Origin of the sequence: Terrabacter sp. MAHUQ-38 (assembly GCF_014518425.1) — a bacterium.
Classification (GTDB): Bacteria; Actinomycetota; Actinomycetes; order Actinomycetales; family Dermatophilaceae; genus Terrabacter.
The window spans coordinates 88,251-109,987 of sequence record NZ_JACVCU010000009.1; the positions used below are offsets into that span (position 1 = coordinate 88,251).

The following is a 21,737-nucleotide window of genomic DNA, read 5'->3' on the forward strand; positions in this document are numbered from 1 at the left end:
CTTGCGTTTGCCTGTGTGGTGCCCTGTGGCGCCTCCGGCGTCACGTTCCCCTCAGGAGATCCGGTGACGACGTCGACACGGGAACCAGCCCGCAGGCCCCACAACCACCGTTCAGACCAGAACGCCACGCTGCCGGGAGGCCCCTCGTGATCCGCCGCGCGCTCGCGCGTCGCGCCCGGGTCCTCACCACGGTCGTCGCTCTGGGCCTCGTCATCTCGGCGGCCGGTGCAGGCACCTCGAACGCCCGGGACAGGGAGAGCGGCAGCGTGAACCACCGGTATTCGTCCTTCCGACCCGGCGAGGAGTGGCGCGACACCTCCGGTGCCGTCATCCAGGCCCACGGCGGTCAGGTGGTGCCTGCGGTCGACGACGACGGCCAACGGATCTGGTACTGGTACGGCGAGGACCGTTCGAAGGGGTACTACGACAGCCCGGGCGTCCACCTCTACTCGTCCCACGACCTCTACAACTGGCGCGACGAAGGCCTCGCCCTGCGGGCCATGAGCTCGAAGGACCAGTTCACCGACGACCCGTACTTCGCCTCCCTGTACCGGCCCTACACGCCGGAGCAGCGCGAGGTCGTGTGGCGCGACCTGTCCACCAACAAGGTGCGCACCGACGGGTGGGCGGCTCCCTCCATCCTCGAGCGACCCAAGGTCATCTACAACGAGGCCACCGGCATGTGGGTCATGTGGGTCCACTCCGACGGACCGTCCTCGCCGACCAGCACGTCCACGTACGCCCGTGCCGAAGCCGGCGTGGCCGTGAGCAGGTCGCCCAAGGGACCCTTCCGCTGGATCGACTCCTACCGGCTCAACCGGGTGCCCAGTGACTCGGTTCCCTGGTGCGGCTCGTCTGCGGCCTTCGACCCCTCAGGTGGGATGGCGCGCGACATGAACCTCTTCGTCGATGACGACGGGACGGCATACATCATCTACTCGTCCGAGGAGAACCGGACGATGTACATCTCCAAGCTCAACGCCGACTACACGTACCTTTCCGCGCCGCCCGACAAGGCCGTGCAGGGCAAGGACTTCGTGCGGACCCTGCCGTGCAGCCAGCGGGAGGCACCCGCCATGTTCAAGTCCGACGGCTCCTACTACCTCGTGACCTCCGGAGCCACCGGCTGGGACCCCAACCCCGCCAGGTACGCGACGGCGACCGACATCCTCGGAACGTGGACGGACAAGGGCAACCCCGTCCTTCCCGCGGGTGCCGCCGACACGTTCCGGTCGCAGAGCACCAACGTGATCCCGCTCGACCGTGACAGCAACAGGTTCGCCTTCATGGCCGACCGCTGGACCCCCAGCTCGCTGGCGACGGCGCCGTACGTGTGGATGCCGATGTCGTTCGGCGAGGGCGGCAGCCTGACGGTCGGCCCGGACGCGGAGTGGCGGCTGGAGGACATCCAGCCGTACGAGCGCTGGACGATGGACACGGCGCTTCCCGACCACGTGTGGCTCCGCGACACGAGCAGTCTCCCGTCCAGCGTGCAGGTGACGACGTCCGGCACGACCGAGACGCTCGGCGTGACGTGGGACGCCGCCTCCGTGGCGCAGCCCGGACCGGCAAAGGTGAAGGGCACTCTCGCCGACGGCCGGGGCTTCACCCGCGACATCGTGGTCGTCCCCCACAACCTCCGGTACGTCGTGAACGCCGGGGGAGCCGCGACGGCGGACTGGAAGCGGACGATGCAGGCCGCCGCCACCGAGGGAACCCTGCTCAACTCCGCGCCCGAGCAGCCCCTCGGTGTCGACCCGCAGACCGGCACCACCTGGGGCTTCACGGGGGCCAGCGGCACCTACGGCGGCGCGGGTGACGGCCTCTACAGCACCCTGCGCTGGGCCAAGAACAAGGAGAGCCTCGTCTACACGTTCCGCGGCCTCGAGCCCGGCACGTACACGGTCCACGCCGGCTTCTGGGATCCCTGGCCGTGGGCCAACCGCGCCGCTCGCGTCAGCATCAACGGGACCGTGGTCGACGAGCAGCGTCTGTTCACCAGCAGCTTCACCAGCGGGGAGTACACCGACATCGCTGTCGGCGAGGACGGGACCGTCGTGGTCACGGTCGCACCGACGCGGTCGCCGGACATCCAGCTCAGCTGGCTGATGGTCTCCCGACAGGGCTGACCCCGACGACGACGTCGAGATAGCGCTGCTTCATCGTCGCGACGACGTCATCGGGGTCGGCCGCCCAGACGTCGGCGTTGAAGATCTCGACCTCGATGTCGCCGGTGTAGCCGGCGGCGGTGACGAGGTCGAGGTGGTGGCCGAAGTCGATGTGGCCGTCGCCCATCATGCCGCGCGAGAGGAGCGAGTCGGCAGGGAGCGGGGTGATCCAGTCGCAGACCTGGAAGCTCGCGATGCGGTTGCTGCGTCCCGCCCGCGCGAGCTGATCGTCGAGCTGTGGGTCCCACCAGACGTGGAACGAGTCGACGACGACGCCCACCTGCTCGCTGGGGAACTCCTCGGCGAGGTCGAGCGCCTCGCCGAGCGTGGCCAGGACGCCGCGGTCGGCGGTGAAGATCGGGTGCATCGGCTCGAGGGCGAGCCGCACGCCGTGCTCGCCGGCGACCGGGGCGAGGCGGGCGATGCCCTCGGCGACGCGGGCCCGGGCAGCCGGCAGGTCGCGCGATCCCTGCGGCAGCCCGCCGACGACCATGACGAGGCAGCCGGCGTCGAGAGCGGCCGCCTCGTCGATCGCACGCAGGTTCTCCTCGATGGCGGCCTCGAAGTCGGAATCGTCTGCGGCAGTGAGGAAACCGCCACGGCACAACGACGACACGCGCAACCCCGCGTCGTCGATCAGGGTGCGGGCCTGCTCGACACCGATCTCGGCGAGCGGTTCGCGCCACACGCCGATCGAGTGCAGGCCGGCGCGGACGCATCCGTGGATCGCTTCGGGCAGGGTCCACGAGTTGGTCGTCTTCTGGTTGAGCGACAAGCGTTCCAGCGCGGCGGTCATCGGATGAGCCCTGCGGTCGCGAGGAGGCTGCCCATGCGCTGCGCCGCGAGGTCCGGGTCGGGCAGGAGGCCGGCAGCGTCGGCGAGACGCAGCGTCTCGGCGAGATGCAGGACCGAGCGGGCGCTGTGCAGGCCGCCGACCATGGTGAAGCCCGGCTGGTGCCCGCCCAGCCAGGCGAGGAAGGCGATGCCGGTCTTGTAGTAGTACGTGGGGGCGGCGAAGACGTGCCGAGCGAGCGGGAGTGTCGGCTCGAGGTAGGCGTCGTATGCCGGCATGTCGCCGTCGTCGAGGGCCTGCAGTGCCGCCCCTGCCGCCGGGGCGATGGCTGCGAAGACGCCGAGGAGGGCGTCGGAGTGGTGCGTGCCGTCGCCCTTGATGAGCTCGGGGTAGTTGAAGTCGTCGCCGGTGTAGAGGCGAACCTCCTCGGGGAGGGCGGCGCGCAGGCCTTTCTCGTGGTCGGCGTCGAGCAGGGACACCTTGACACCGTCGATCTTGTCCGAATGGTCGGCGATGACGGTGAGGAAGTTCTTCGTGGCGACGTCGACGTCGTCCGAGCCCCAGTACCCGGCGAGCGCGGGGTCGAACGCGGTGCCGAGCCAGTGCAGGATGACCGGACGATCGGCCTGTGACAGGAGACGGTCGTAGACGCGGGCGTAGTCGTCGAACCCCGTCGCGAGGTGGGCGAGCTGGCGGCTGGCCATGATGATGGCCTGTGAGCCGGTGGACTCCACGAACTGGAGCTGCTCCTCGTAGCCGGCGAGGACCTCGTCGAGGGACGAGACGTCGGGGGAGAGGTGGTCGGTGCCCGCGCCGGAGGCGATCCGGGCGCCCAGCTCGGCGGCCTGCCCTGCGGACCGGGCGATGAGCTCCTGCGTCGTGGCCCAGTCCAGGCCCATTCCGCGCTGAGCGGTGTCCATGGCCTCGGCGACGCCGAGGCCGTGCGCGAACAGGTGACGGCGGAAGGCCAGGGTCGAGTCCCAGTCCACGACCGCGGGCGCTCCGGGGACGTTGTCACCGAGCGGGTCGGCGACGACGTGGGCCGCAGCGAAGGCGACACGCGTGGTGAACGGCGCAGTGGTCGCCGGCCAGTCGCGGGGTCCACGCAGCTGCAGCCGCTCCCAGGTCCCGTCGGCGCGAGGCACGGCGAGGGACGTCATGCCGACAGCCTCCCGAGCTCGATCCGGCGGCCCTGCGCCGAGGACTGCAGGCCGGCCTCGGCCAGGCGCACCCCGCGCGCACCCGCCATGAAGTCGTAGGCGTGGTCGCCGTCGCCGACAACGTGGCGCAGGAACTGCTCCCACTGCGCCTTGAACCCGTTGTCGAACACGGTGTTGTCCGGGACGGGGTGCCACTGGTCGCGGAACCGCGTCGCCTCGACGAGGTCGGGATTCCACACCGGCTTCGGGGTTTCGGCGCGGTGCTGGACCACGCACTGGTGCAGGCCGGCGACGGCGCTGCCCTGGGTGCCGTCGACGTGGAACTCGACGAGCTCGTCGCGGTGCACCCGCGTCGCCCACGACGAGTTGATCTGCGCGACGACGCCACCGTCGAGCTCGAAGATGCCGTACGCCGCGTCGTCGGCCGTCGCGGCGTACTTGCGTCCCTGCTCGTCCCACCGCTCGGGGATGTGCGTGACCGCCTTGGCGGTGACGGCCTCGACCCGGCCGAAGAGGTTCTCCAGGACGTAGTTCCAGTGGCAGAACATGTCGGTCGTCATGCCGCCGCCGTCCTGCGCGCGGTAGTTCCAGCTGGGCCGCTGCGCGGCCTGCCAGTCGCCCTCGAAGACCCAGTAGCCGAACTCGCCCCGGACCGAGAGGATCCGGCCGAAGAAGCCACCGTCGATGAGCCGCTTGAGCTTGAGCAGCCCCGGCAGGTAGAGCTTGTCGTGGACGACGCCGTGCTTGACACCTGCCTCGGCAGCGGCGGAGGCGAGGCGGAGTGCCCCCTCGAGCGACTCCGAGACGGGCTTCTCGGTGTAGACGTGCTTGCCGGCCGCGATGGCCTTGAGGATGGACTCCTCGCGGACCGTGGTCAGCTGGGCGTCGAAGTAGATCGTGTCGTCGGGGTTGGCCAGGGCTGCCTCGAGGTCGGTCGTCCAACGGTCGACCTCGTGGCGCTCGGCGATCTCCTTGACCTTGTCGGGGTTGCGCCCCACCAGAACCGGGTCAACCTGCACCCGAGTCCCGTCGGAGAGCTCGACGCCGCCCTGCTCGCGGATCGCGAGGATCGAGCGCACGAGGTGCTGCCGGTACCCCATGCGTCCCGTGACGCCGTTCATGATGATGCCGATCGATCGCGCCATGAGTTCTCCTCTAAGTGGGAAAGCGTTTTCCTCCAACCCTAGATGCAGGCCCGGGCCGTGTGCAATAGTTGGCCGGTCAGAGTTGGAATGCGTTTACCGAGAGGACGACTTTGCCGTCGCCGGGTCTGGTCTCCGTCACGCTGCGCCACCTCCCTCCCGAAGAGGTGGTGCGGGCGGCCGTCGCCGCCCGCCTGACGTCCATCGAGTGGGGAGGAGACGTCCACGCCCCGCCCCTCGACGCGACGCTCCTCGGACGGTGCCGCGAGGCCTCGGCTGCCGCCGGCCTGCGGATCGCCTCCTACGGCTCCTACTGGAAGGCCGGCATCTCCAGTGCCGAAGACGGTGAGGCCGTGCTCGAGACGGCCAGCATCCTGGGCGCACCACGGGCCCGCGTCTGGGCCGGAGCGCTCGGCAGCGAGCACGCCGACGCCGACACGCGTGTCCTGGTGGTCCACGCGCTGCGGTCGATCGCGCGACGGGCGGCAGACCTGGGCCTCGAGATCGCGGTCGAGCACCATCCCGACACATTGAGCGACACGGCAGCGATGACCCTCCGTCTCCTCGACGAGGTGGCCTCGGACGTCGTGACCACCTACTGGCAGCCCAACGTCGGCCAGGCCGCGCCCCTGGCGCTCGCGGAGCTCGACGTGCTTCTCGAGAGCGTGCCCGAGCGCCTCAGCGCGGTCCATGTCTTCTCCTGGTGGCCGGCCCACGAACGGCACGCCCTCGCCACCCGCCACGACCTCTGGGCGCCGGCGTTGGACCGGATCCGTGGCACGGCCCCGGACTGTGACGTGATGCTCGAGTTCGTCCCCGACGACTCCGTCGAGGTGCTCGTCGACGAGGCGCGAACGCTTCGCCGGCTCCTGGCCCCCTAGCCCGCCGCGTCCGGGACCGGATGCTGTGGACCGAGCTACCCAACCGAACATGTCGCCGATGGAGGTGTCAGATGGCCGACGACAGGCTCTTCGCCGCGCAGCGACACGAGCGAGTGCTCGACGAGCTGCGCCGTGCCGGTGCCGTGCGCGTCCGCGAGCTCGCGGAGCTGCTGGGCGTCAGCGAGCTCACGGTGCGTCGTGACATCTCCGCGCTGGCTGCACGGGGCGCCCTCACGAAGGTCCATGGTGGCGCGACCCTTCCCATGGAGGCCGAGCGGCCGGAGCCTCGGCGAGGCCGGTCCGCCACGCCCCGGTTCACCATCGGCATGGTCGTCCCGTCCCTCGACTACTACTGGCCCCCGATCATCACGGGCGCGCGCACGGCGGCGACGGCACAGGGTGTCCAGATCCAGCTGCGCGGGTCGAGCTATGACCCTGAGGAGGACCGGCGCCAGATCACGCGGCTCATCGAGTCGCAGCAGGTCCAGGGCCTGCTGCTCGCGCCGGACGTCGGCTCCGAACGCGTCGACGGGCTGATCGAGTGGATCGGTGGCCTACCGGTGCCCACGATCCTCGTCGAACGTGAGGCGCCCCGATGGATTCCCACCAGCAGGCAGCTCGAGTGGGTGCGCAGCGACCACGCCCTCGGGCTGGAGCTGGCCGTGCGCCATCTCGTCCAGCAGGGCCATCGGCGTCTGGGTCTGGTGCTGTCGAAGGGCAGCCCGACGTCGGCGCACCTCGAACGGGGCTGGGTCGCCGCTTGTGCCGATCTCGGGATCCCCGGCGACCTCGTCGTCCGGGAGTCCGTGAGCCTGGATGCGCCGGGCCACCGCGAGATCATCGCGAGGGTGCTCGGGCGTTGCCGGGAGTCGGGCACCACCGCCCTGGTCATCCACAGCGACCCTGACGCGCTGTCCGTCCAGCAGTACTGCGCGGAGGTCGGCATCCGGATCCCCGAGGACCTGGCCGTCGTCGCCTACGACGACGAGGTCGCCAACCTGGCCCAGCCGGCGATGACGGCCGTCAGGCCGCCGAAGCACCAGGTCGGTCGCCTGGCGGTCGAGATGATGGTCGCTCGACTTGTCGAGGGCAAGCGCCGGCCGACGCAACGCGTGCTCGTCGTGCCGGAGCTGGTCATCAGGCGCTCCTCCGTCGTGCTCGCCGAAGCCCTCTAGCCGGCCGTCGCGCCGGACACGGGTGACCCACGGTCGTGCGGTTGTCTGATCTCGGCATGGCCGCTACGGTGGTAAACGCTTTCCCTCCCGCCGTCCGATGGAGCGCTGCGTGACCACCCCCGCCACCCCTACATCGGTGCCAGCCGAAGAGGCTTGGCGTGCAGGCGTTCCCGACGACGTCCTGGACGCCGCGCGCGACCGGCTACGCCCCCCGCGCATCACCGACCGCGCCTTCTGGGATGCGCGGGACGCGGCAACGGTGCAGGCCGTCGAGCGTCGCGCCCGCACCTCGTCGGGGACGCCGTGGCCGCAGACCACGGCGACCGCCTACGCCCGCTACTGGCGCGACGGGAACCGCACGGCATACGAGGATGCCGCCGGACGCCTCTGCGCGCGTACCGCCGACGCCGTGGTCATGGCGCTGGTCAGCAACGAACCCGAGTGGGTGGACGAGGCTGGGGACGGGCTGACCCTCCTGTGCGAGCAGTCAACCTGGTGCTGGGCGGCCCACGAGGAGTTCACGGCGTCGCGCGGCGAGGTCGTGGCTGACCCGAGCGACCCCTACCTCGACATCGGTGCGGGGGAGACCGCGGCGCTGCTCGCCTGGGCCGACGCGGCGCTCGGCAGCCTCCTCGACGAACGGCTGCCTGGCCTGCGACGGCGCCTCCGCCAGGAGGTGCAACAGCGCGTCCTCGGCCCGTTCGTGGCGCGGAGGGACTGGCACTGGCTCGGCCTGGACGGGCGCCTGCACAACTGGAACCCGTGGATCCACCAGAACGTGCTCTCGGCAGCCCTGCTGCTCGTCGACGACGCCACCACCCGGGGCAGCGTGGTGCGGCGCTGCCTCGAAGGACTGGACAGGTACCGGCGGTCCCTGCCCTCGGACGGAGGCTGCGACGAAGGAGCGGGGTACTGGTGGAACGGTCCAGCCCGGCTGGCGGCGTGCGCGCTCCTGCTCCACCGGGCCAGCGGGGGAGCGGTCGACCTCATCACCTCGCCCCCGCTGGACGAGCTCGCGCGCTTTCCCATGAGGATGGACCTGGGCCGCGGATGGCGCGTGAGCTTCGCCGACTGCCGGGCGCGTCCCGAACGTCGGCCGCCCTGGCAGCTGCTGCACCGATGGGCGCGGCTCGCGGGGCTCGACGACGTCGCAGCCCACGCCGCCGCGCAGCGCGATCGTTCCACCGCGGACGTCTCCTCGTCCGACGGCCTGGCGCTCCTGCTCGGGTCACTGCTCGACGACGCGTGGCGCGATGCCTCGCCGGATGCCATGCCGCTCAAAGCGTCCGTGTGGCTCCCGGAGACCGAGGTCTTCGTCGCGCGGGAACGCGAGGCAGACGCCGACGGTCTCGTGGTCGCCGCCAAGGGCGGCCACAACGACGAGAACCACAACCACAACGACGTCGGCTCCTACCTCGTGGCCGTGGACTCGGTGCCGGTCCTCGTCGACCTCGGCCAGCAGACCTACACCAGCATCTCGTTCTCGGCCCGGCGCTACGAGCAGATGTCGGTGCGGGCGGACTGGCACCAGGTGCCCGTCATCGGCGACACGACCCAGCTCCACGGCGGCGGATACGCCTCGCGAGGGGCCGCGGTCACCTCGGGGCCTGGCGGCGACACCTTCACGCTGGACCTCGCGGGGGCGTATCCCGAGCAGACCGGCTGCCGCAGGTGGCGGCGACAGGTCGGCATCGACCGCGCCGAGCGTGCAGTTCTCGTCCGAGACGACTATGAGCTGGAACCAGCCGCCACGGTGCACCTGCCCCACGTCCTCGCCGGCGAGGTCGTGGCCCGCGCAGAGGGTGTGTGCACGGTCCGGTCGCTCGGTGGCCGGCTGGTCGACCTGCGGTGGGAGCCGCGGCTGGGAGCGGGCAGGCTCGAACGTGACGCCGTCGACGACGCGCTCCTCAGCCAGCAGTGGGGACGATTCCTGCACCGCCTGTGGATCGACCTTCCTGCCGCGACGGCCGGCACCTTCGCCCTCCGTGTCGACGCCCATCCCGAAAGCCACCCACAGTGACCTCGACTGACCGGCTCCACGCCTCCGACCTCGACGGCCAGTCGCCGATCACCGGCCTCACTCGGGCCCACTGGGGCGATGCGGCCGACCGGATGCTCCTGTCCCTGAGGCCGTACGCGTCGCCCGACCGCTCCGGGTTTCGCCTCCCCGGGCGCACCAGCCGGTCCGGCGAGCGCAGCGACTCGCTCGAGGCGTTCGCGCGCAGCTTCATGCTCGCCGCGTTCCGCCTCAAGGGCGAGCAGGGGGCAGATCCCCACGGGCTCGCCGAGTGGTACGCCGACGGGTTGGTCGCCGGGACCGACCCCACGTCCCGCACGCGGTGGCCGCGGCCCGACGAGCTCGACCAGGCCAAGGTCGAGGCGGCCTCGATCGCGCTGGGTCTCCACCTGACCGGACCGTGGATCTGGGAGAGGATGCGGCACACCGAGCGAGCGGCGATCGTCGACTGGCTCGAGTCGGTCGTCGGCGGCTGGTACCCGCCGATCAACTGGGTGTGGTTCCAGGTCGTCGTCGAGACCTTCCTGCGGTCGGTCGGTGCCCGCTGGTCGCTCGAGGACGTCGAGTCGGGCCTGGCCGTGCACGAGTCCCTCTACCGCGGCGACGGTTGGTACGCCGACGGTCCCGAGCGCGCGTACGACCACTACGCCGGGTGGGCCATGCACTTCTACCCCCTCGTGTGGGCGGACATGGCCGGCCCGGCGCTGTGCTCGGCCGGGCGACGGCGGGAGTACGCCGCCCGGCTGCGCCGCTTCCTCGACGACGCCGTGGCGCTCGTCGGCGCGGACGGCGCACCGCTGCTGCAGGGCCGCAGCCTCATCTACCGCTTCGCGGCGGCGGCCCCGCTGTGGGTGGGAGCAGCGACCGGGGAGAGCGACCTCGACCCCGGGCTGATCCGCCGCGCGTGCTCCGGCATGCTCGGGCACTTCGCCTCGCACGGCGCACCCGACGAGCGCGGGCTGCTGAGCCTGGGGCTCTGGCACGAGTGGCCCGGGATGGCACAGGACTACTCCGGCTTCGGTTCGCCGTACTGGGCGGCCAAAGGCTTCTACGGTCTGTCCCTTCCGGACACGCACCCGGTCTGGACCGCCGCCGAACAGCCGCTCCCGCTCGAGCGCGCAGACACGAGCCGCGTCGTCGCCGCTCCGGGCTGGCTGGTCAGCGGCACCCGTGCCGACGGCATCGTGCGCGTCGTCAACCACGGGACCGATCACTCGACACCGGGGGACGACCGCACCGACTCACCCCTGTATGCCCGTCTCGGATACTCGACGGCCACGATCCCGCCTCTGGTGGGGGCCACGCTCGACTCGCCGTGGGACAACTCGGTCGGGCTCCTCGATGCTGCCGGGAACCTGAGCCACCGCAACGGTTTCATCGCGCTGGGGACGTCGCTGAGCGACGGTGTCGCCATCGGTGCGTCTCGGGCACGCGCCCACTGGGTCGACACATCGGCCGACGCGTCTGCGGACCACGGCTCCGGCCGGTCAGGTGCCGTGACCCTCGGGCCCTGGATCACGACCGCGTCCGCGCTGCACGGTGCGATCGAGGTGCGCGCCGTGCGCGTGGAGGCCGCCGACCGCGACACGCCGGAAGAACGCGAGCTGACGCTCGAGGTCAGCGGGTGGCCGCTCGCCGGTGGGCTGCAGGACAGGCTGTACATCGATGGCGACGCTGTCCACGTGCGCTCGGACTCCCTTCTGTCGCAGGTGGTCCCGCTCTCGGAGCCCGATCGTTGGTCCGGCAGCGTGCGGGAGGCGCGAGGCGCCAGCCCCCTGGCCGACCTCACGGTCGTCCCGGTCCTGTCGAGGCGGCTCGTGTCCGGCGAAGGCGGCGTGCACGTGGTCGCGGTGACCCTCTGTGGATCCGGGGCGGACCCGGTGCCGGCAGATGATCTTCCGAGGATCGTTGACGTGTCCCCGGGACCGGTCGCGCACGTCGTGCGCATCGCGTGGCGTGACGGCACCCTGACCGACCTGTCGCTCCCCTCGCCGACCCGGCGCGCGTGAGGCAGCCTCAGGGCTGGTGTCTGAGGCTGCGGTTCTCGGCTCTGCCGTCACAGGGCCGGGCTCGCCGGCGCGGAGTTTCGAGACTGCTCAGCTGCGCCCGTGCGGCGTGACGTCCACGACGCCGGTGTCGACGACGTCCAACGCGACGTCGTGCAGCTTCCGGTTGGTGTTCTGGCTCGCGATGCGGAGCAGGTCGAACGCCTGGTCCCTCGTGAGCTTGTGCTGCGCCATCAGCACCCCGATGGCCGCGCCGATGTCGCGGTTCGACTCGAGCGCCCGTTCCAGGTGCTTCGCCTGTTCGCGTAGATGAACCGCGGTGACCGCCTGGGCGGCGTGCGTGGTCAGGAGCAGACCCTCAGCGACGTCGCGGTCGTCGAAGGCGTCCACGTCCCGCGCGTAGATGTTCATCCCCGCGATGGTGCCGGTGGACTCGAGGTTCATCCGGTAGGAGAGCATGCTGCGCATCCCCAGCTCGGCCACGACACGTCTCCCGTACTCGGGCCAGCGGTCGTCAGCGCCGAGGTCCTTCGGCTGGTAGAGCGTCTGATCGACGATGGCGTCGATGCACGGTCCCGAGCCGAGCTCGTACTGGATGGCGTCCGCCCGCCGGACCACGTCGTCCGTGGCCCCGGCGGTGACGAACCGGCCCTGCTTCAGGGTCGTGACGCTCGCCCCGGCGGCCGCGCGCACGCGCTCGACCGCCAGACGCGTCACGGCGTAGAAGGGGTTGGGCTGCGGTGAGCTGCTGAGCTGCTCGCCGAGCCGCTCGAAGTCCTCTGCGACGTGGCGCAGGTGGCCGGCGACGTCCGACTCGATCGTCTTGTCATTCATCGTGGGCCTCAGAAACTTCTTCCGGCTTCTCGTCGCGAGCACTCGGAAGATCGGTATCGGGCTACTCCGAAGGGGAGCACCGTGGTCGAGGTCGGCGGTCGCAGACCTCATGTGTACCTACCCCTGCCACTGCACGAGCCAACGTCGAGGACGGCGGCCGCTGGACTCACTCGTTCGGCTCGGCATCATCGGCTGCCCGGCGACGGTCCTCCTCCGCATCGGCCGCCCCCGACCGGGACGCCGTTGTCCTCGTCCTCCTGGGCGGGCCAGTCTGCGGTGGGCGACTCCTCGTCGGAGGGAAGCTCCGGGTCGTCTCCTTGGCTCATGGCCATGGCTGCCAGCCCGGCGCCAGGGGCGACGGGAAAGCCCGGTTGGTTCGTCATGTCTGCCTCCTTGGCCTGCCGGACGCTGCCGACCCTCACCTAGTAACCGCTCCGGGGCGGCGATCACGTCCGCCGGGGGTTCTCGTTGCCGCGACGGCTCGAGTGGAGAAGTGTGGCCTCATGATCACCGCGCTGCGCAAGGGCCTGGTCGACGGGTTGCGGGTCGTCGTCGCCGGTGCCCGCTCGCTCGACGACGTGCCCCACGACGTCTACCTGGCCGACCTCGCACCTGCGGCCGCAGCGGCGGCCGACGGTGGGTTCGACGAGGTGCCGTATCTCGAGTGCCTCGAGCCGGTCCTCGAGCTGGCGGGCGGCGCGCCGTCCTGGGTCGTCGACGTGTCGCGGACGCACCGCGGTGACCGCGGGGGAGTCGGGCAGGCGCACCTGTCGGTGCTCATCGCCGTCGGCGCTCCACCTGCGGCAGGCGGATCGGTGCCGGACCTGACGCCGGTGATGCGAAGCGCGTTCTCCCGCATGGTCGCTCAGTTCGCGCCGGCGCCACCAGTGGCGCTCGCGCGCCCCGATGCGCTCGACGCGGCGGTCGCCGCTGTGGGCCATGCCTATCCCGACGTCGACCCCGGCAGGCTGTCCCTGACGGACGAGGAGCACCACGCCGATCAGGGCCAATGGTCCTTCGGCCTGTCCGCGCCCGGAGCCACCCGCTTCCGCGTGTTGCTCGGTCTCGTGCCCGGGCTGCCCGGATCGGCGCACGTGCACCGTATGCCGTTGGGCGAGGTCGTCGACTCCGTAGGGCCGTGACGCGCAGCGTCCCCGACGTGACGGTCGAACGGAGACTGGGTACTTGAACCGTGAAGGCGAGCTGCCGCGGTCGGTCGACCGTGGTGGCTCGCGCATCGGTATCGCAAAGGGAGAGGCTGACCATGTCTGGTGTCATCACGCTCATCAAGGACGACCACGCGAAGCTCGAGGCCGTCTTCAAGAAGTTGGAGTCCGCCGAGCCCGACCAGATCCGTGACCTGCTCGAGCAGGTCACGGAGATGCTCCTGCCGCACTCGAAGGCCGAGGAGGAGGTCGTCTACCCGGCCATCAAGGCCACCGTGCCCGACGAGAGCGAGGACGTCGCCGACGGTCTCGAGGAGCACCACCACGTGGAGGCGACCCTCGAGCAGCTGCGGTCTTCCGAGCCGGATGCGCCCGGCGTGGACGGGCTGATCGCGGCGATGATCGGCGAGGTGCGCCACCACGTCGAGGAGGAGGAGCAGCAGATCCTGCCGGCCTTCGCGAAGGCGGCGAGCAACCAGCAGCTGAGCGACCTCGGTGAGCAGTTCACCGCCGCCAAGGAGCGCGCCCTCGCCGACCTGCGCGGGTAAGGGGGCGCTGACGGCCGGGAGGCCCGGTCCGACCATTGAGCCGCTCGCCGACGGCCCTGCTCGACGAGGAGGACACCAGTGAGCATCGATGACCGCATCACCGACGTCTGGGGAGACCGAACGCCGTACGCGAGGGGTGGACGCTGGCCCGACCGCGTCGACCAGCACCTGGCGGCGGGCATCCGGGAGGAGGACGTGGACCGCTGGGTGCAGACGGCCTCCACCCTGCACTCCAACGGCGACGCGTTCGACATCGCCGTCCGCGACGGCCGGATCGTCGGGGTCCGCGGGCGGCAGGACGACCGCGTCAACCACGGGCGGCTCGGGCCCAAGGATCTCTTCGGATGGCAGGCGATCCAGTCGCCCGACCGGCTGACCAGACCGCTCGTGCGCCGGGACGGCCGGCTCGTCGAGTGCTCCTGGGACGAGGCGATGGACGCCGTCGTACGCCGTACGCGAGAGCTGCTCGACGAGCAGGGTCCCAGCGCGGTCGGCTTCTACACGACGGGTCAGCTCTTCCTCGAGGAGTACTACACGCTCGCGCTGGTCGCGCACGGCGGCATCCGGACGAGCCACGTCGACGGCAACACGAGGCTCTGCACGGCCACGGCCGCCGAGGCCCTCAAGGAGTCGTTCGGCAGCGACGGGCAGCCGGGCTCCTACACGGACATCGACCACGCCGACGTCATCGCGCTCTTCGGCCACAACGTCGCCGAGACCCAGACGGTGCTCTGGATGCGCATCCTCGACCGCATCGCCGGCGACGACCCGCCCGCCATCCTCTGCGTCGACCCGCGTCCGACGCCCGTGGCCAAGGCGGCGACCGTGCACCTGGCGCCACGCCCTGGCACCAACGTCGCCCTCATGAACGCGCTCCTCCACGAGGTGATCGCCCGCGGCCAGGTCGACGAGCAGTGGGTGGGCGCGCACACCGTGGGCTACGACGACCTGGAGAAGACGGTCAGCCGGTACTCTCCGGACGTCGTCAGCACCGTCTGCGACGTACCTGCGGCCGACATCCGCGCCGCCGCCGGCCTCGTGGGAGAGGCGGAGGCGCTCCTGTCGACCGTGCTCCAGGGTTTCTACCAGTCGCACCAGGCGACGGCCGCCGCCGTCCAGGTCAACAACCTGCACCTGCTCCGCGGCATGATCGGCCGGCCAGGCTGTGGGATCCTCCAGATGAACGGTCAGCCGACCGCACAGAACACCCGAGAGTGCGGCGCCGACGGCGACCTGGCCGGCTTCCGCAACTGGAGCAACCAGGCCCACGTCGCCGACCTCGCTCGCGTCTGGAACATCGAGCCCAAGCAGATCCCGCACGCGACGCCGCCGACGCACGCGATGCAGATCATGCGCTACGTCGAGGACGGCTCGATCCGGTTCCTCTGGGTGTCCGGCACTAACCCGGCGGTCTCCATGCCGGAGCTCGCCCGCATGCGCTCCATCCTGTCGCAGGACCGGCTCTTCCTCGTCGTCCAGGACATCTTCCTCACCGAGACCGCCCAGCTCGCAGACGTCGTGCTCCCCGCCGCGGCGTGGGGGGAGAAGACCGGCACCTTCACCAACGCCGACCGCACCGTGCACCTGTCCGAGAAGGCGGTGGACCCTCCCGGCGAGGCACGCTCCGACCTCGAGATCCTCGTCGATTTCGCTCGCCGAATGGGATTGCAGGACAAGGACGGTCAGCCGCTCGTCAAGTGGTCGACGCCGGAGGACGCGTTCGACGCCTGGCGCGAGTGCAGTCGCGGACGACCGTGTGACCACAGCGGGCTCAGCTACGACATGCTGCGCGACGGCAGCGGCGTCCAGTGGCCGTGCACGGACGAGGCGCCGGACGGGACCGAGCGACTGTACGCCGGTGGTGCCTTCTGGGCGTCACCCGACGACTGTGAGAGCTACGGCCGCGACCTCGAGACGGGAGCGCCGGTCGAGGAGCAGGAGTACCGCGCGCTCAACCCGTACGGCCGCGCCGTGATCAAGGCGGCCGACTACCGGCCGGCGCACGAGCTGCCCGACGAGGCGCACCCGCTCCAGCTCATCACGGGCCGGACCGTCTACCACTTCCACACCCGCACGAGGACCGCTCGGGCACCCGAGCTGCAGGCTGCCGCGCCCGAGGTGTGGGTCGAGGTGTCTGCGCACGACGCGGCCACCCACGGCCTCCGCGAGGGGGACCTCGCGGAGGTGCGCACCCGGCGGGGGGAGGTGCAGGCGCGCGTGCGGGTCAGCGACATACGGCCCGGGGTCGTGTTCCTGCCGTTCCACTACGGCTACTGGGACACGGCGGAGGGCTGGCGCCCGGGTGACCACGGTCGGGCCGCGAACGAGCTCACCGCCACCGACTGGGACCCGGCCTCGAAGCAGCCGATCTTCAAGACGGCCGCGTGCTCGGTGCGCAAGGTTGCGGACGGTGACGGCTCACCCGCACCGGTCCCACGCACGACGGCGCAGGCGCCCGTCTCGGCCGCCTCGACCGAAGGAGGTCCGCGATGAAGATCGGGACGGTGCTCAAGGGCCTGCACCACGACGAGAACGAGCTCGCCCGCACGCTCCTGCGGGTCGCCGACCAGCACCGCGCCGACCACGAGGTCTTCCACCTCGGCCGCGACCTCGCGGACTGGTCCGTCCGGCACGTGCGCGAGATCGCCGCCGTCGCGGGATCGTTCGGCGAACAGCTCGACCCTGCGCCTGACGACACGCCCTCGCCGGTGGACCAGGCACGCCGCTGGGTCTCCCAGAGGATGGGCCGGTCCTCGGCGACCGAGCTCGTCCTGGTCCGCGACCTGCGAGACGTGTACCTGCGTGCCTCCGGCGTGCTCACCGACTGGGAGATGGTCGGCCAGGCAGCACAGGCCATCGTGCACGACGAGCTGCTCGAGCTGGCCACGCGGTGCCAGGCGGAGACGAAGCGGCAGGCCACGTGGGCCAACGCCAAGCTCAAGGAGGTCTCGACGCAGGCACTCGTCGTGTGAGCGCGACGAAGGCCCGACCCTCGCACGGGGAGCCGGGCCTTCGTCCGGACGCGACGTCAGGAGATGACCGCGTCGATGGCCTTCTTCATGGCGCTCGGCTGCTCGGGCCGGCGCGGGGCGCGCCGCTTCGCCTCGAGCAGCTCCTCACCGAGGTCCTGCAGCTGCTTCCGGCCGAGGCCCGCGCGGACCTTGGGGAACCAGTCCTGCTCCTCTTCCTCCATGTGGTGCTCGACGTTCTCGATGAGCACCGTGGTCTTTGCGTCGAAGCGCTCGTCGGTCGCGTCCATGGCCGCCAGCTCGACGCAGAGGCCGTCGGCGACGTGGTGCTCCTCGTAGGACTCGAGCACGTCGTCCTCCAGGCCCGGCAGCAGCTCGCGGACCCGGGGGTACATGACCTCGTTCTCGATGTAGGTGTGCACGGTGAGCAGCTCGAGGATCGTGTCGACGACGGTCTGCTTCTGCACCGGTGTCTGGTCCGGCCTGCGGAAGGCGCGGAACTGCCTGCGCACCTCCTGGTGGTCTTCCTTGAGCAGGACGATGGCATCCTTCGACATGGCGCTCCTCTTCCATCACGACAGCGAACGGTGAACGTGTCGTCCGGCAGGACGACGTCCGCTCCTCCGTACCCACCACGCGCCCCGGTGACACCGTGAGCGCAGGCGTCACAACCGGCGCCAGCCCGGGTCCGCGTCGTCGTGGCCGTGGGCGCTCATCAGCATGAGCCCGCCGTCGACGGCATACGACGAGCCGGTGACGTAGGCCGCGCGCGGCGAGGCGAGGAAGCCGACGACCGACGCCACCTCGTTGACGTGTCCTGGCCGGCCGAGCGGGTTGCCGGGCCGTGACGTTCGGTATGCGTTCTCCTCGTCCTGGCCGGTCATCTCCGTGGCGATCTCGCCCGGGGCGACGGCGTTGACCGTGATGCCGTGCTCGGCGAGCTCCAGGGCCAGCACCTTCGTCAGCATGCCTAGGCCGGCCTTCGCCGCGCAGTACGCGGCCGAGCCGAGCCGGGGCACGTGCTCGTGGACGCTCGTCACGTTGACGATGCGCCCGCCGCGTCCCGCAGCGACCATGCGTCGTGCGGCGTGGCGGGCACAGAGGAACGGGCCGGTGAGGTCCGTCGCAAGGACCTCGTTCCACGTGGCGAGGTCGAGGTCTAGCGCCGCCGTCGAGTGGCCCGTCCCGGCGACGTTCACGAGGACGCCGATGCCGCCCAGCTCGTCGGCGAGGCGGTCGACCGTCTCGCCTGCCGCCGACGAGGCTGCGTCGAACGGCTCGACGGCGCAACGCTGCCCGCGCTCGACGACGTCGCGCGCGGTGCGCCGCGCGCCCTCGTCGTCCTGGTGCACGGTGAGCCCGATGTCGAAGCCCTCCGTGGCCAGCAGCAAGGCGGTGGCGCGGCCGATACCGGAGTCGGCGCCGGTGACGACGGCGATGCGGGGGAGCGTTCCGCTCATGGTTGGTCTCCTTCGTCGGGTGGTCGATGTGTCTGGTTCCTACCCGTTCCCGACGACCGTGCAGCCGTGTGACGTACCCGTTTGCACCCCGCTCCACCCGCCCGGACGCGGGTGGGTTCGGCAGGGTGCGCGGTGGGTATCCATGACTCGCAGGACAAGCTCGCCCCGGCGGCTCGAGACAGGGGCCAGACCCGGGCGAGCGCCCACGAAAGGGACATCAGCCCATGACCGAACGACCGTATGAGACAACCGTGCCCGACGACCTCACCGCCGGCCCGACGGCCACCTACACCGCCACCGGCGGTGCTTCCCCCACTGGCACGACGCCCCAGTCCCAGGGCATGACGGAGGGGGCCGGAACCAGCGTCGGCGCCGAGGCGAAGTCGGTGGCCTCCGATGCCAAGGACAGCGGGCGTCAGGTGGCCCAGACCGCGGCCTCCGGCGTCAAGGACGTCGCCTCCGAGGCGAGCACGCAGCTGCGTCAGCTCTTCGAGCAGCTCCGCACCGAGCTGGACGGCCAGGCGTCGTCGCAGGGTCAGCGGGCCGCCACCGGACTGCGCTCCCTCGCCAGCGAGCTGCGCGAGATGGCTTCAAGCACGCAGCAGCAGGGACTCGCCGGTGAGGCGGCCCAGCAGGCAGCCGACCGCGCGGGATCCTTCGCCGACTGGCTCGAGAACCGGCAGCCCGGAGACATGCTCGAGGAGCTCCGGTCGCTGGCTCGTCGCCGACCCGGCGCCTTCCTCCTCGGCGCCGCAGCCCTTGGCCTCGTCGGGGGCCGGATGACCCGTGGGCTCACCGCCGACAGCGGCTCGAGCAGTGCGGGATCGGTGGACGGCACCCGCACCGCTGGCTACCCGCCGAGCGGTGTGGATGCCACCGTGCCGGCGCCAGTCGCTCCGTCGACCTCGCCGGTGCGCAGCGAGCCGTACACGGTCGGGGTCCGCGACAGCGACACGCACGCGGTGACCTCGATGACCGGCGGCGTGACGTCCGACCCGCTCGACGAGACGTTCACCGAAGGCCGCGGCGGGGTGCGCTGATGAGCACCGTGCCCGAGGGCGACACCGGCCGAGACGCGCTGGGACCGCCCACAGCCATGGGCGCCGGGTCGTCCGGCGCGTATGCCGCCGCCGATCCCACGGTCACGACCACCTCCAGCGCGCCGAGGGCGTACGCCGACGACGCGGCATACGCCCCGCCCCGGTCCACCCAGGAGAGCTCGCACGAGAAGGCCGAGCACGCCTCCATAGGTGAGCTGGTCGGTGACATCAGCCAGGGGCTGACCACGCTGCTGCGGCAGGAGGTCGAGCTGGCGAAGGCCGAGGTCCGCGAGTCGGCGACGCGGGCCGGGAAGGCCGCGGGCCAGTTCGGCGCCGCGGCCCTCGCCGGATGGATGACGCTGCTCTTCCTCTCACTCGCCGTGTGGGAGTGGCTGTCCAGCGCGCTGGACAGCCGGGGTTGGGCCGCCGTCATCGTCATGGCCGTCTGGGGGATCGTCGCCGCGGTCCTCGCAGCGATGGGCCGACGCACGACACAACAGATCCAGGGACTGCCGCGTACGACGGAGACCGCCAAGCGGGTGCCCGACGCGCTCAAGGGAAACGAGGAAGCCCGATGACCACGAACTACCCGACCACGAACGACCCGGATGCCATCCGGGCAGACATCGAACGTACGCGTGAGGAGCTGAGCCGGGACGTCAACGCCCTGGGTGAGTCCGTCAGCCCGGGACACATCGCGCACCGGCAGGCCGACAAGGTCAAGGGTCGCGCGTCCGCGCTGCGCGACCGTGTCATGGGGACGGCGTCGGACGCCGGCGACCGTGCCTCGGGCATGGCCCACGGTGTGGGCGACGCCGCGTCCCAGGCGGGTTCCGCCGTGGAGCGGAAGACCCAGGGCAACCCGTTGGCTGCCGGTCTCATCGCTCTGGGCGCCGGCTGGCTCGTCGGTTCGCTGCTGCCTGCATCGCAGAAGGAGCGTGAGCTCTCCCAGGCCATCAAGGACAAGGCGGAACCGGTGATCGAGGAGGCGCAGAGCGTCGCCAAGGACGTGGCCAGCGAGTCGGCCGAGCACCTCAAGCAACCGGCACAGGAAGCCGCCGAGGCGGTCAAGCAGACCGCGAGGTCGGCTGCCGACGACGTCAAGCAGGAGGGACAGCAGGCCGCGAGCGACGTACGCGACAGCGCCGCTGAGTCTGCCGACACCGTCAAGAGCCAGTCGCAGCAGGGATGACCCGCTGCCCGACTGGCTGAGGCGGGCGGAGGTCGGCAGGACATCCTGCGGGCCTCAGCCCGACCCCACAGAACACATTGCAAGAGAAAGGCATTCACGTGGATCGCACCACATCCGGCGCCGCCGACGGGGGCCTGACGCGCACCAGGGTGCAGCGTGCTGCCCTCGCCGTCGGCATCGTCTTCCTGCTCGTCGGCATCGCGGGTTTCATCCCCGGCGTCACGTCCGACTTCAGCGACCTGAGCTTCGCCGGGCACGAGTCCGACGCGAAGCTGCTCGGCATCTTCCAGGTCTCGATCCTGCACAACATCGTCCACCTGCTGTTCGGAGCGGTCGCTGTCGCGGCGGCGCGCAGGTGGAGCACCTCGCGGAGCTACCTGATCTGGGCCGGCGTCATCTACGTCGTGCTGTGGGTCTACGGCCTCGTCATCGACAAGGAGTCGACGGCCAACATCGTCCCCGTCAACAACGCGGACAACTGGCTGCATCTCGTGCTCGGCCTCGGCATGATCGCGCTCGGTCTGGTCCTGGGCCGGCAGCACGTGCAAGCAGTGGGTCACGACGACACCGTGGCCGGGCGCGGCGGTGCTCGCGGCGGTGCCCGCGGCGTTCGTTGAGCGCCATGGACCAGCTCGCGCACCCGGTTGTGCCGCACACGCCCGAGGCCCCGACCGAACGGTCGGGGCCTCGGGCGTCGCTGAGTCAGGAGCCGGAGGACAGCGCCTGGATGAGGTCACCGGCGGACTCGTCCGGGAGTGACTTCGCGAGATCGGCCTGACTGAGCATCCCGACCAGGTCGTGTCCGTCGATGACGGGCAGCCGGCGCACGCGGTACTCGCTCATCGTCCGCAGGGCTTCCTCGAGACTGTCGTCGGCGCCGATCGTGACGGGCTTTCCCTCGCCGAGCTGGCCGGCGGTCACGGTGTTCGGGTCGTCACCGCGAGCCAGGACCTTCACGACGATGTCTCGGTCACTGACCATCCCCTTGAGCCGGTTGTCCTCACCGCAGATCGGCAGCGATCCGACGTCGAGGTCTGCCATCTTGCGTGCCGCGTCGACAAGGGTCTCGTTCTCGCCCACGCACTCCGCTCCGGCGGTCATTGCGTCTCGTACCTTCATGCTGTGTCCCTCCTTCGGACGTTCGGTGCTCTACGACTACCCGTCGACCGGCCGCTGAGACGCCGGG

Annotated in this window: 21 protein-coding genes; 13 read left to right on the forward strand and 8 right to left on the reverse strand. The window is 70.9% G+C overall.

The features are described 5' to 3' along the window. Positions 1-146: 146 nt before the first annotated feature. Positions 147-2,129, forward strand: a complete 1,983-nt coding sequence (locus H9I49_RS22900; protein ID WP_188032715.1) for a glycoside hydrolase family 43 protein — start codon at positions 147-149, stop codon at positions 2,127-2,129. On the opposite strand, the gene H9I49_RS22905 is transcribed toward H9I49_RS22900, so the two are convergent. Genes H9I49_RS22905 through H9I49_RS22915 form a run of 3 tightly spaced genes read right to left on the reverse strand, consistent with a single transcriptional unit; the run spans position 2,098 to position 5,266 of the window. Further along, positions 2,098-2,964 carry a sugar phosphate isomerase/epimerase gene (locus H9I49_RS22905; RefSeq protein ID WP_188032716.1) on the reverse strand — a complete coding sequence of 289 codons (867 nt, stop codon included), beginning with the start codon at positions 2,962-2,964 and terminating at the stop codon, positions 2,098-2,100. The two genes, H9I49_RS22900 and H9I49_RS22905, sit on opposite strands and share 32 nt — an antisense overlap. Then, positions 2,961-4,121, reverse strand: coding sequence for a dihydrodipicolinate synthase family protein (locus tag H9I49_RS22910; RefSeq protein ID WP_188032717.1), 1,161 nt, complete (start codon positions 4,119-4,121; stop codon positions 2,961-2,963). Before H9I49_RS22910 ends, H9I49_RS22905 begins: the two co-directional genes overlap by 4 nt. Continuing rightward, positions 4,118-5,266 carry a Gfo/Idh/MocA family protein gene (locus tag H9I49_RS22915; RefSeq protein WP_188032718.1) on the reverse strand — a complete coding sequence of 383 codons (1,149 nt, stop codon included), beginning with the start codon at positions 5,264-5,266 and terminating at the stop codon, positions 4,118-4,120. Before H9I49_RS22915 ends, H9I49_RS22910 begins: the two co-directional genes overlap by 4 nt. 110 nt (positions 5,267-5,376) lie before the next feature. On the opposite strand from H9I49_RS22915, the gene H9I49_RS22920 reads away from it, so the two are divergent. From H9I49_RS22920 to H9I49_RS22935, 4 genes are all read left to right on the forward strand, one after another. Continuing rightward, the gene (locus H9I49_RS22920) at positions 5,377-6,144 is read left to right on the forward strand and encodes a sugar phosphate isomerase/epimerase (protein ID WP_188032719.1); all 768 of its coding nucleotides are present in this window, start codon (positions 5,377-5,379) and stop codon (positions 6,142-6,144) included. A 71-nt stretch (positions 6,145-6,215) separates the two neighbouring features. Next, entirely contained in the window at positions 6,216-7,319 is a 1,104-nt protein-coding gene (locus tag H9I49_RS22925; RefSeq protein ID WP_188032720.1) for a substrate-binding domain-containing protein, read from the forward strand. A 109-nt stretch (positions 7,320-7,428) separates the two neighbouring features. Next, on the forward strand, positions 7,429-9,339 hold the full coding sequence (locus H9I49_RS24660; RefSeq protein WP_188032721.1) for a heparinase II/III family protein: 1,911 nt from the start codon (positions 7,429-7,431) through the stop codon (positions 9,337-9,339). After that, a complete protein-coding gene (locus H9I49_RS22935; RefSeq protein ID WP_223129138.1) occupies positions 9,336-11,345 on the forward strand; it encodes a DUF2264 domain-containing protein in 2,010 nt (669 codons plus the stop codon). Before H9I49_RS24660 ends, H9I49_RS22935 begins: the two co-directional genes overlap by 4 nt. 87 nt (positions 11,346-11,432) lie before the next feature. On the opposite strand, the gene H9I49_RS22940 is transcribed toward H9I49_RS22935, so the two are convergent. Together H9I49_RS22940 and H9I49_RS22945 are read right to left on the reverse strand one after the other, a co-directional pair. Next, entirely contained in the window at positions 11,433-12,176 is a 744-nt protein-coding gene (locus tag H9I49_RS22940) for a GAF and ANTAR domain-containing protein (RefSeq protein ID WP_188032722.1), read from the reverse strand. 185 nt (positions 12,177-12,361) lie between these two features. Further along, positions 12,362-12,559: a hypothetical protein gene (locus H9I49_RS22945; protein WP_188032723.1), complete on the reverse strand. Its 198-nt coding sequence runs from the start codon at positions 12,557-12,559 to the stop codon at positions 12,362-12,364. 120 nt (positions 12,560-12,679) lie between these two features. On the opposite strand from H9I49_RS22945, the gene H9I49_RS22950 reads away from it, so the two are divergent. The 4 genes from H9I49_RS22950 to H9I49_RS22965 all read left to right on the forward strand — a co-directional run bounded on the left by H9I49_RS22950 (position 12,680) and on the right by H9I49_RS22965 (position 16,862). Then, positions 12,680-13,318, forward strand: a complete 639-nt coding sequence (locus tag H9I49_RS22950) for a hypothetical protein (RefSeq protein WP_188032724.1) — start codon at positions 12,680-12,682, stop codon at positions 13,316-13,318. A 122-nt stretch (positions 13,319-13,440) separates the two neighbouring features. After that, positions 13,441-13,890 (forward strand): hemerythrin domain-containing protein, encoded by a 450-nt coding sequence (locus H9I49_RS22955; RefSeq protein ID WP_188032725.1) that lies wholly within the window; start codon positions 13,441-13,443, stop codon positions 13,888-13,890. 78 nt (positions 13,891-13,968) lie between these two features. Continuing rightward, positions 13,969-16,383 (forward strand): nitrate reductase, encoded by a 2,415-nt coding sequence (locus tag H9I49_RS22960; RefSeq protein WP_188032726.1) that lies wholly within the window; start codon positions 13,969-13,971, stop codon positions 16,381-16,383. Continuing rightward, positions 16,380-16,862, forward strand: coding sequence for a hypothetical protein (locus H9I49_RS22965; protein WP_188032727.1), 483 nt, complete (start codon positions 16,380-16,382; stop codon positions 16,860-16,862). Before H9I49_RS22960 ends, H9I49_RS22965 begins: the two co-directional genes overlap by 4 nt. A gap of 56 nt (positions 16,863-16,918) precedes the next feature. Here the strand turns inward: H9I49_RS22965 and H9I49_RS22970 are convergent, their stop codons facing one another. Then, positions 16,919-17,416, reverse strand: a complete 498-nt coding sequence (locus H9I49_RS22970) for a hemerythrin domain-containing protein (RefSeq protein WP_188032728.1) — start codon at positions 17,414-17,416, stop codon at positions 16,919-16,921. A 108-nt stretch (positions 17,417-17,524) separates the two neighbouring features. Beyond that, positions 17,525-18,319: an SDR family oxidoreductase gene (locus tag H9I49_RS22975; RefSeq protein WP_188032729.1), complete on the reverse strand. Its 795-nt coding sequence runs from the start codon at positions 18,317-18,319 to the stop codon at positions 17,525-17,527. A gap of 224 nt (positions 18,320-18,543) precedes the next feature. On the opposite strand from H9I49_RS22975, the gene H9I49_RS22980 reads away from it, so the two are divergent. The 4 genes from H9I49_RS22980 (at position 18,544) to H9I49_RS22995 (ending at position 21,168) form a co-directional block, all read left to right on the forward strand. After that, on the forward strand, positions 18,544-19,359 hold the full coding sequence (locus tag H9I49_RS22980) for a hypothetical protein (protein WP_188032730.1): 816 nt from the start codon (positions 18,544-18,546) through the stop codon (positions 19,357-19,359). Then, complete coding sequence (locus H9I49_RS24665; RefSeq protein ID WP_370587710.1) at positions 19,359-19,937, forward strand: phage holin family protein; 579 nt, start codon at positions 19,359-19,361, stop codon at positions 19,935-19,937. Before H9I49_RS22980 ends, H9I49_RS24665 begins: the two co-directional genes overlap by 1 nt. Further along, a complete protein-coding gene (locus tag H9I49_RS22990) occupies positions 19,934-20,551 on the forward strand; it encodes a DUF3618 domain-containing protein (protein ID WP_188032731.1) in 618 nt (205 codons plus the stop codon). The genes H9I49_RS24665 and H9I49_RS22990 overlap by 4 nt, the downstream gene beginning before the upstream one ends. Positions 20,552-20,649: 98 nt before the next feature. Further along, the gene (locus tag H9I49_RS22995; protein WP_370587711.1) at positions 20,650-21,168 is read left to right on the forward strand and encodes a DUF4383 domain-containing protein; all 519 of its coding nucleotides are present in this window, start codon (positions 20,650-20,652) and stop codon (positions 21,166-21,168) included. Positions 21,169-21,253: 85 nt separating this feature from the next. Here H9I49_RS22995 and H9I49_RS23000 read toward each other — a convergent pair whose 3' ends face one another. Then, a complete protein-coding gene (locus tag H9I49_RS23000; RefSeq protein ID WP_188032732.1) occupies positions 21,254-21,670 on the reverse strand; it encodes a CBS domain-containing protein in 417 nt (138 codons plus the stop codon). Between the last annotated feature and the right edge of the window lie 67 nt (positions 21,671-21,737).

What these genes read in the sequence shown, in the direction of transcription:
- H9I49_RS22905 (WP_188032716.1), bottom strand. Translation starts at nt 2,964, where the DNA reads ATGACCGCCGCGCTGGAACGCTTGTCGCTCAACCAGAAGACGACCAAC.
- H9I49_RS22910 (WP_188032717.1), bottom strand. Translation starts at nt 4,121, where the DNA reads ATGACGTCCCTCGCCGTGCCTCGCGCCGACGGGACCTGGGAGCGGCTG.
- H9I49_RS22915 (WP_188032718.1), bottom strand. Translation starts at nt 5,266, where the DNA reads ATGGCGCGATCGATCGGCATCATCATGAACGGCGTCACGGGACGCATG.
- H9I49_RS22925 (WP_188032720.1), top strand. Translation starts at nt 6,216, where the DNA reads ATGGCCGACGACAGGCTCTTCGCCGCGCAGCGACACGAGCGAGTGCTC.
- H9I49_RS22940 (WP_188032722.1), bottom strand. Translation starts at nt 12,176, where the DNA reads ATGAATGACAAGACGATCGAGTCGGACGTCGCCGGCCACCTGCGCCAC.
- H9I49_RS22945 (WP_188032723.1), bottom strand. Translation starts at nt 12,559, where the DNA reads ATGACGAACCAACCGGGCTTTCCCGTCGCCCCTGGCGCCGGGCTGGCA.
- H9I49_RS22950 (WP_188032724.1), top strand. Translation starts at nt 12,680, where the DNA reads ATGATCACCGCGCTGCGCAAGGGCCTGGTCGACGGGTTGCGGGTCGTC.
- H9I49_RS22955 (WP_188032725.1), top strand. Translation starts at nt 13,441, where the DNA reads ATGTCTGGTGTCATCACGCTCATCAAGGACGACCACGCGAAGCTCGAG.
- H9I49_RS22965 (WP_188032727.1), top strand. Translation starts at nt 16,380, where the DNA reads ATGAAGATCGGGACGGTGCTCAAGGGCCTGCACCACGACGAGAACGAG.
- H9I49_RS22970 (WP_188032728.1), bottom strand. Translation starts at nt 17,416, where the DNA reads ATGTCGAAGGATGCCATCGTCCTGCTCAAGGAAGACCACCAGGAGGTG.
- H9I49_RS22975 (WP_188032729.1), bottom strand. Translation starts at nt 18,319, where the DNA reads ATGAGCGGAACGCTCCCCCGCATCGCCGTCGTCACCGGCGCCGACTCC.
- H9I49_RS22980 (WP_188032730.1), top strand. Translation starts at nt 18,544, where the DNA reads ATGACCGAACGACCGTATGAGACAACCGTGCCCGACGACCTCACCGCC.
- H9I49_RS24665 (WP_370587710.1), top strand. Translation starts at nt 19,359, where the DNA reads ATGAGCACCGTGCCCGAGGGCGACACCGGCCGAGACGCGCTGGGACCG.
- H9I49_RS22990 (WP_188032731.1), top strand. Translation starts at nt 19,934, where the DNA reads ATGACCACGAACTACCCGACCACGAACGACCCGGATGCCATCCGGGCA.
- H9I49_RS23000 (WP_188032732.1), bottom strand. Translation starts at nt 21,670, where the DNA reads ATGAAGGTACGAGACGCAATGACCGCCGGAGCGGAGTGCGTGGGCGAG.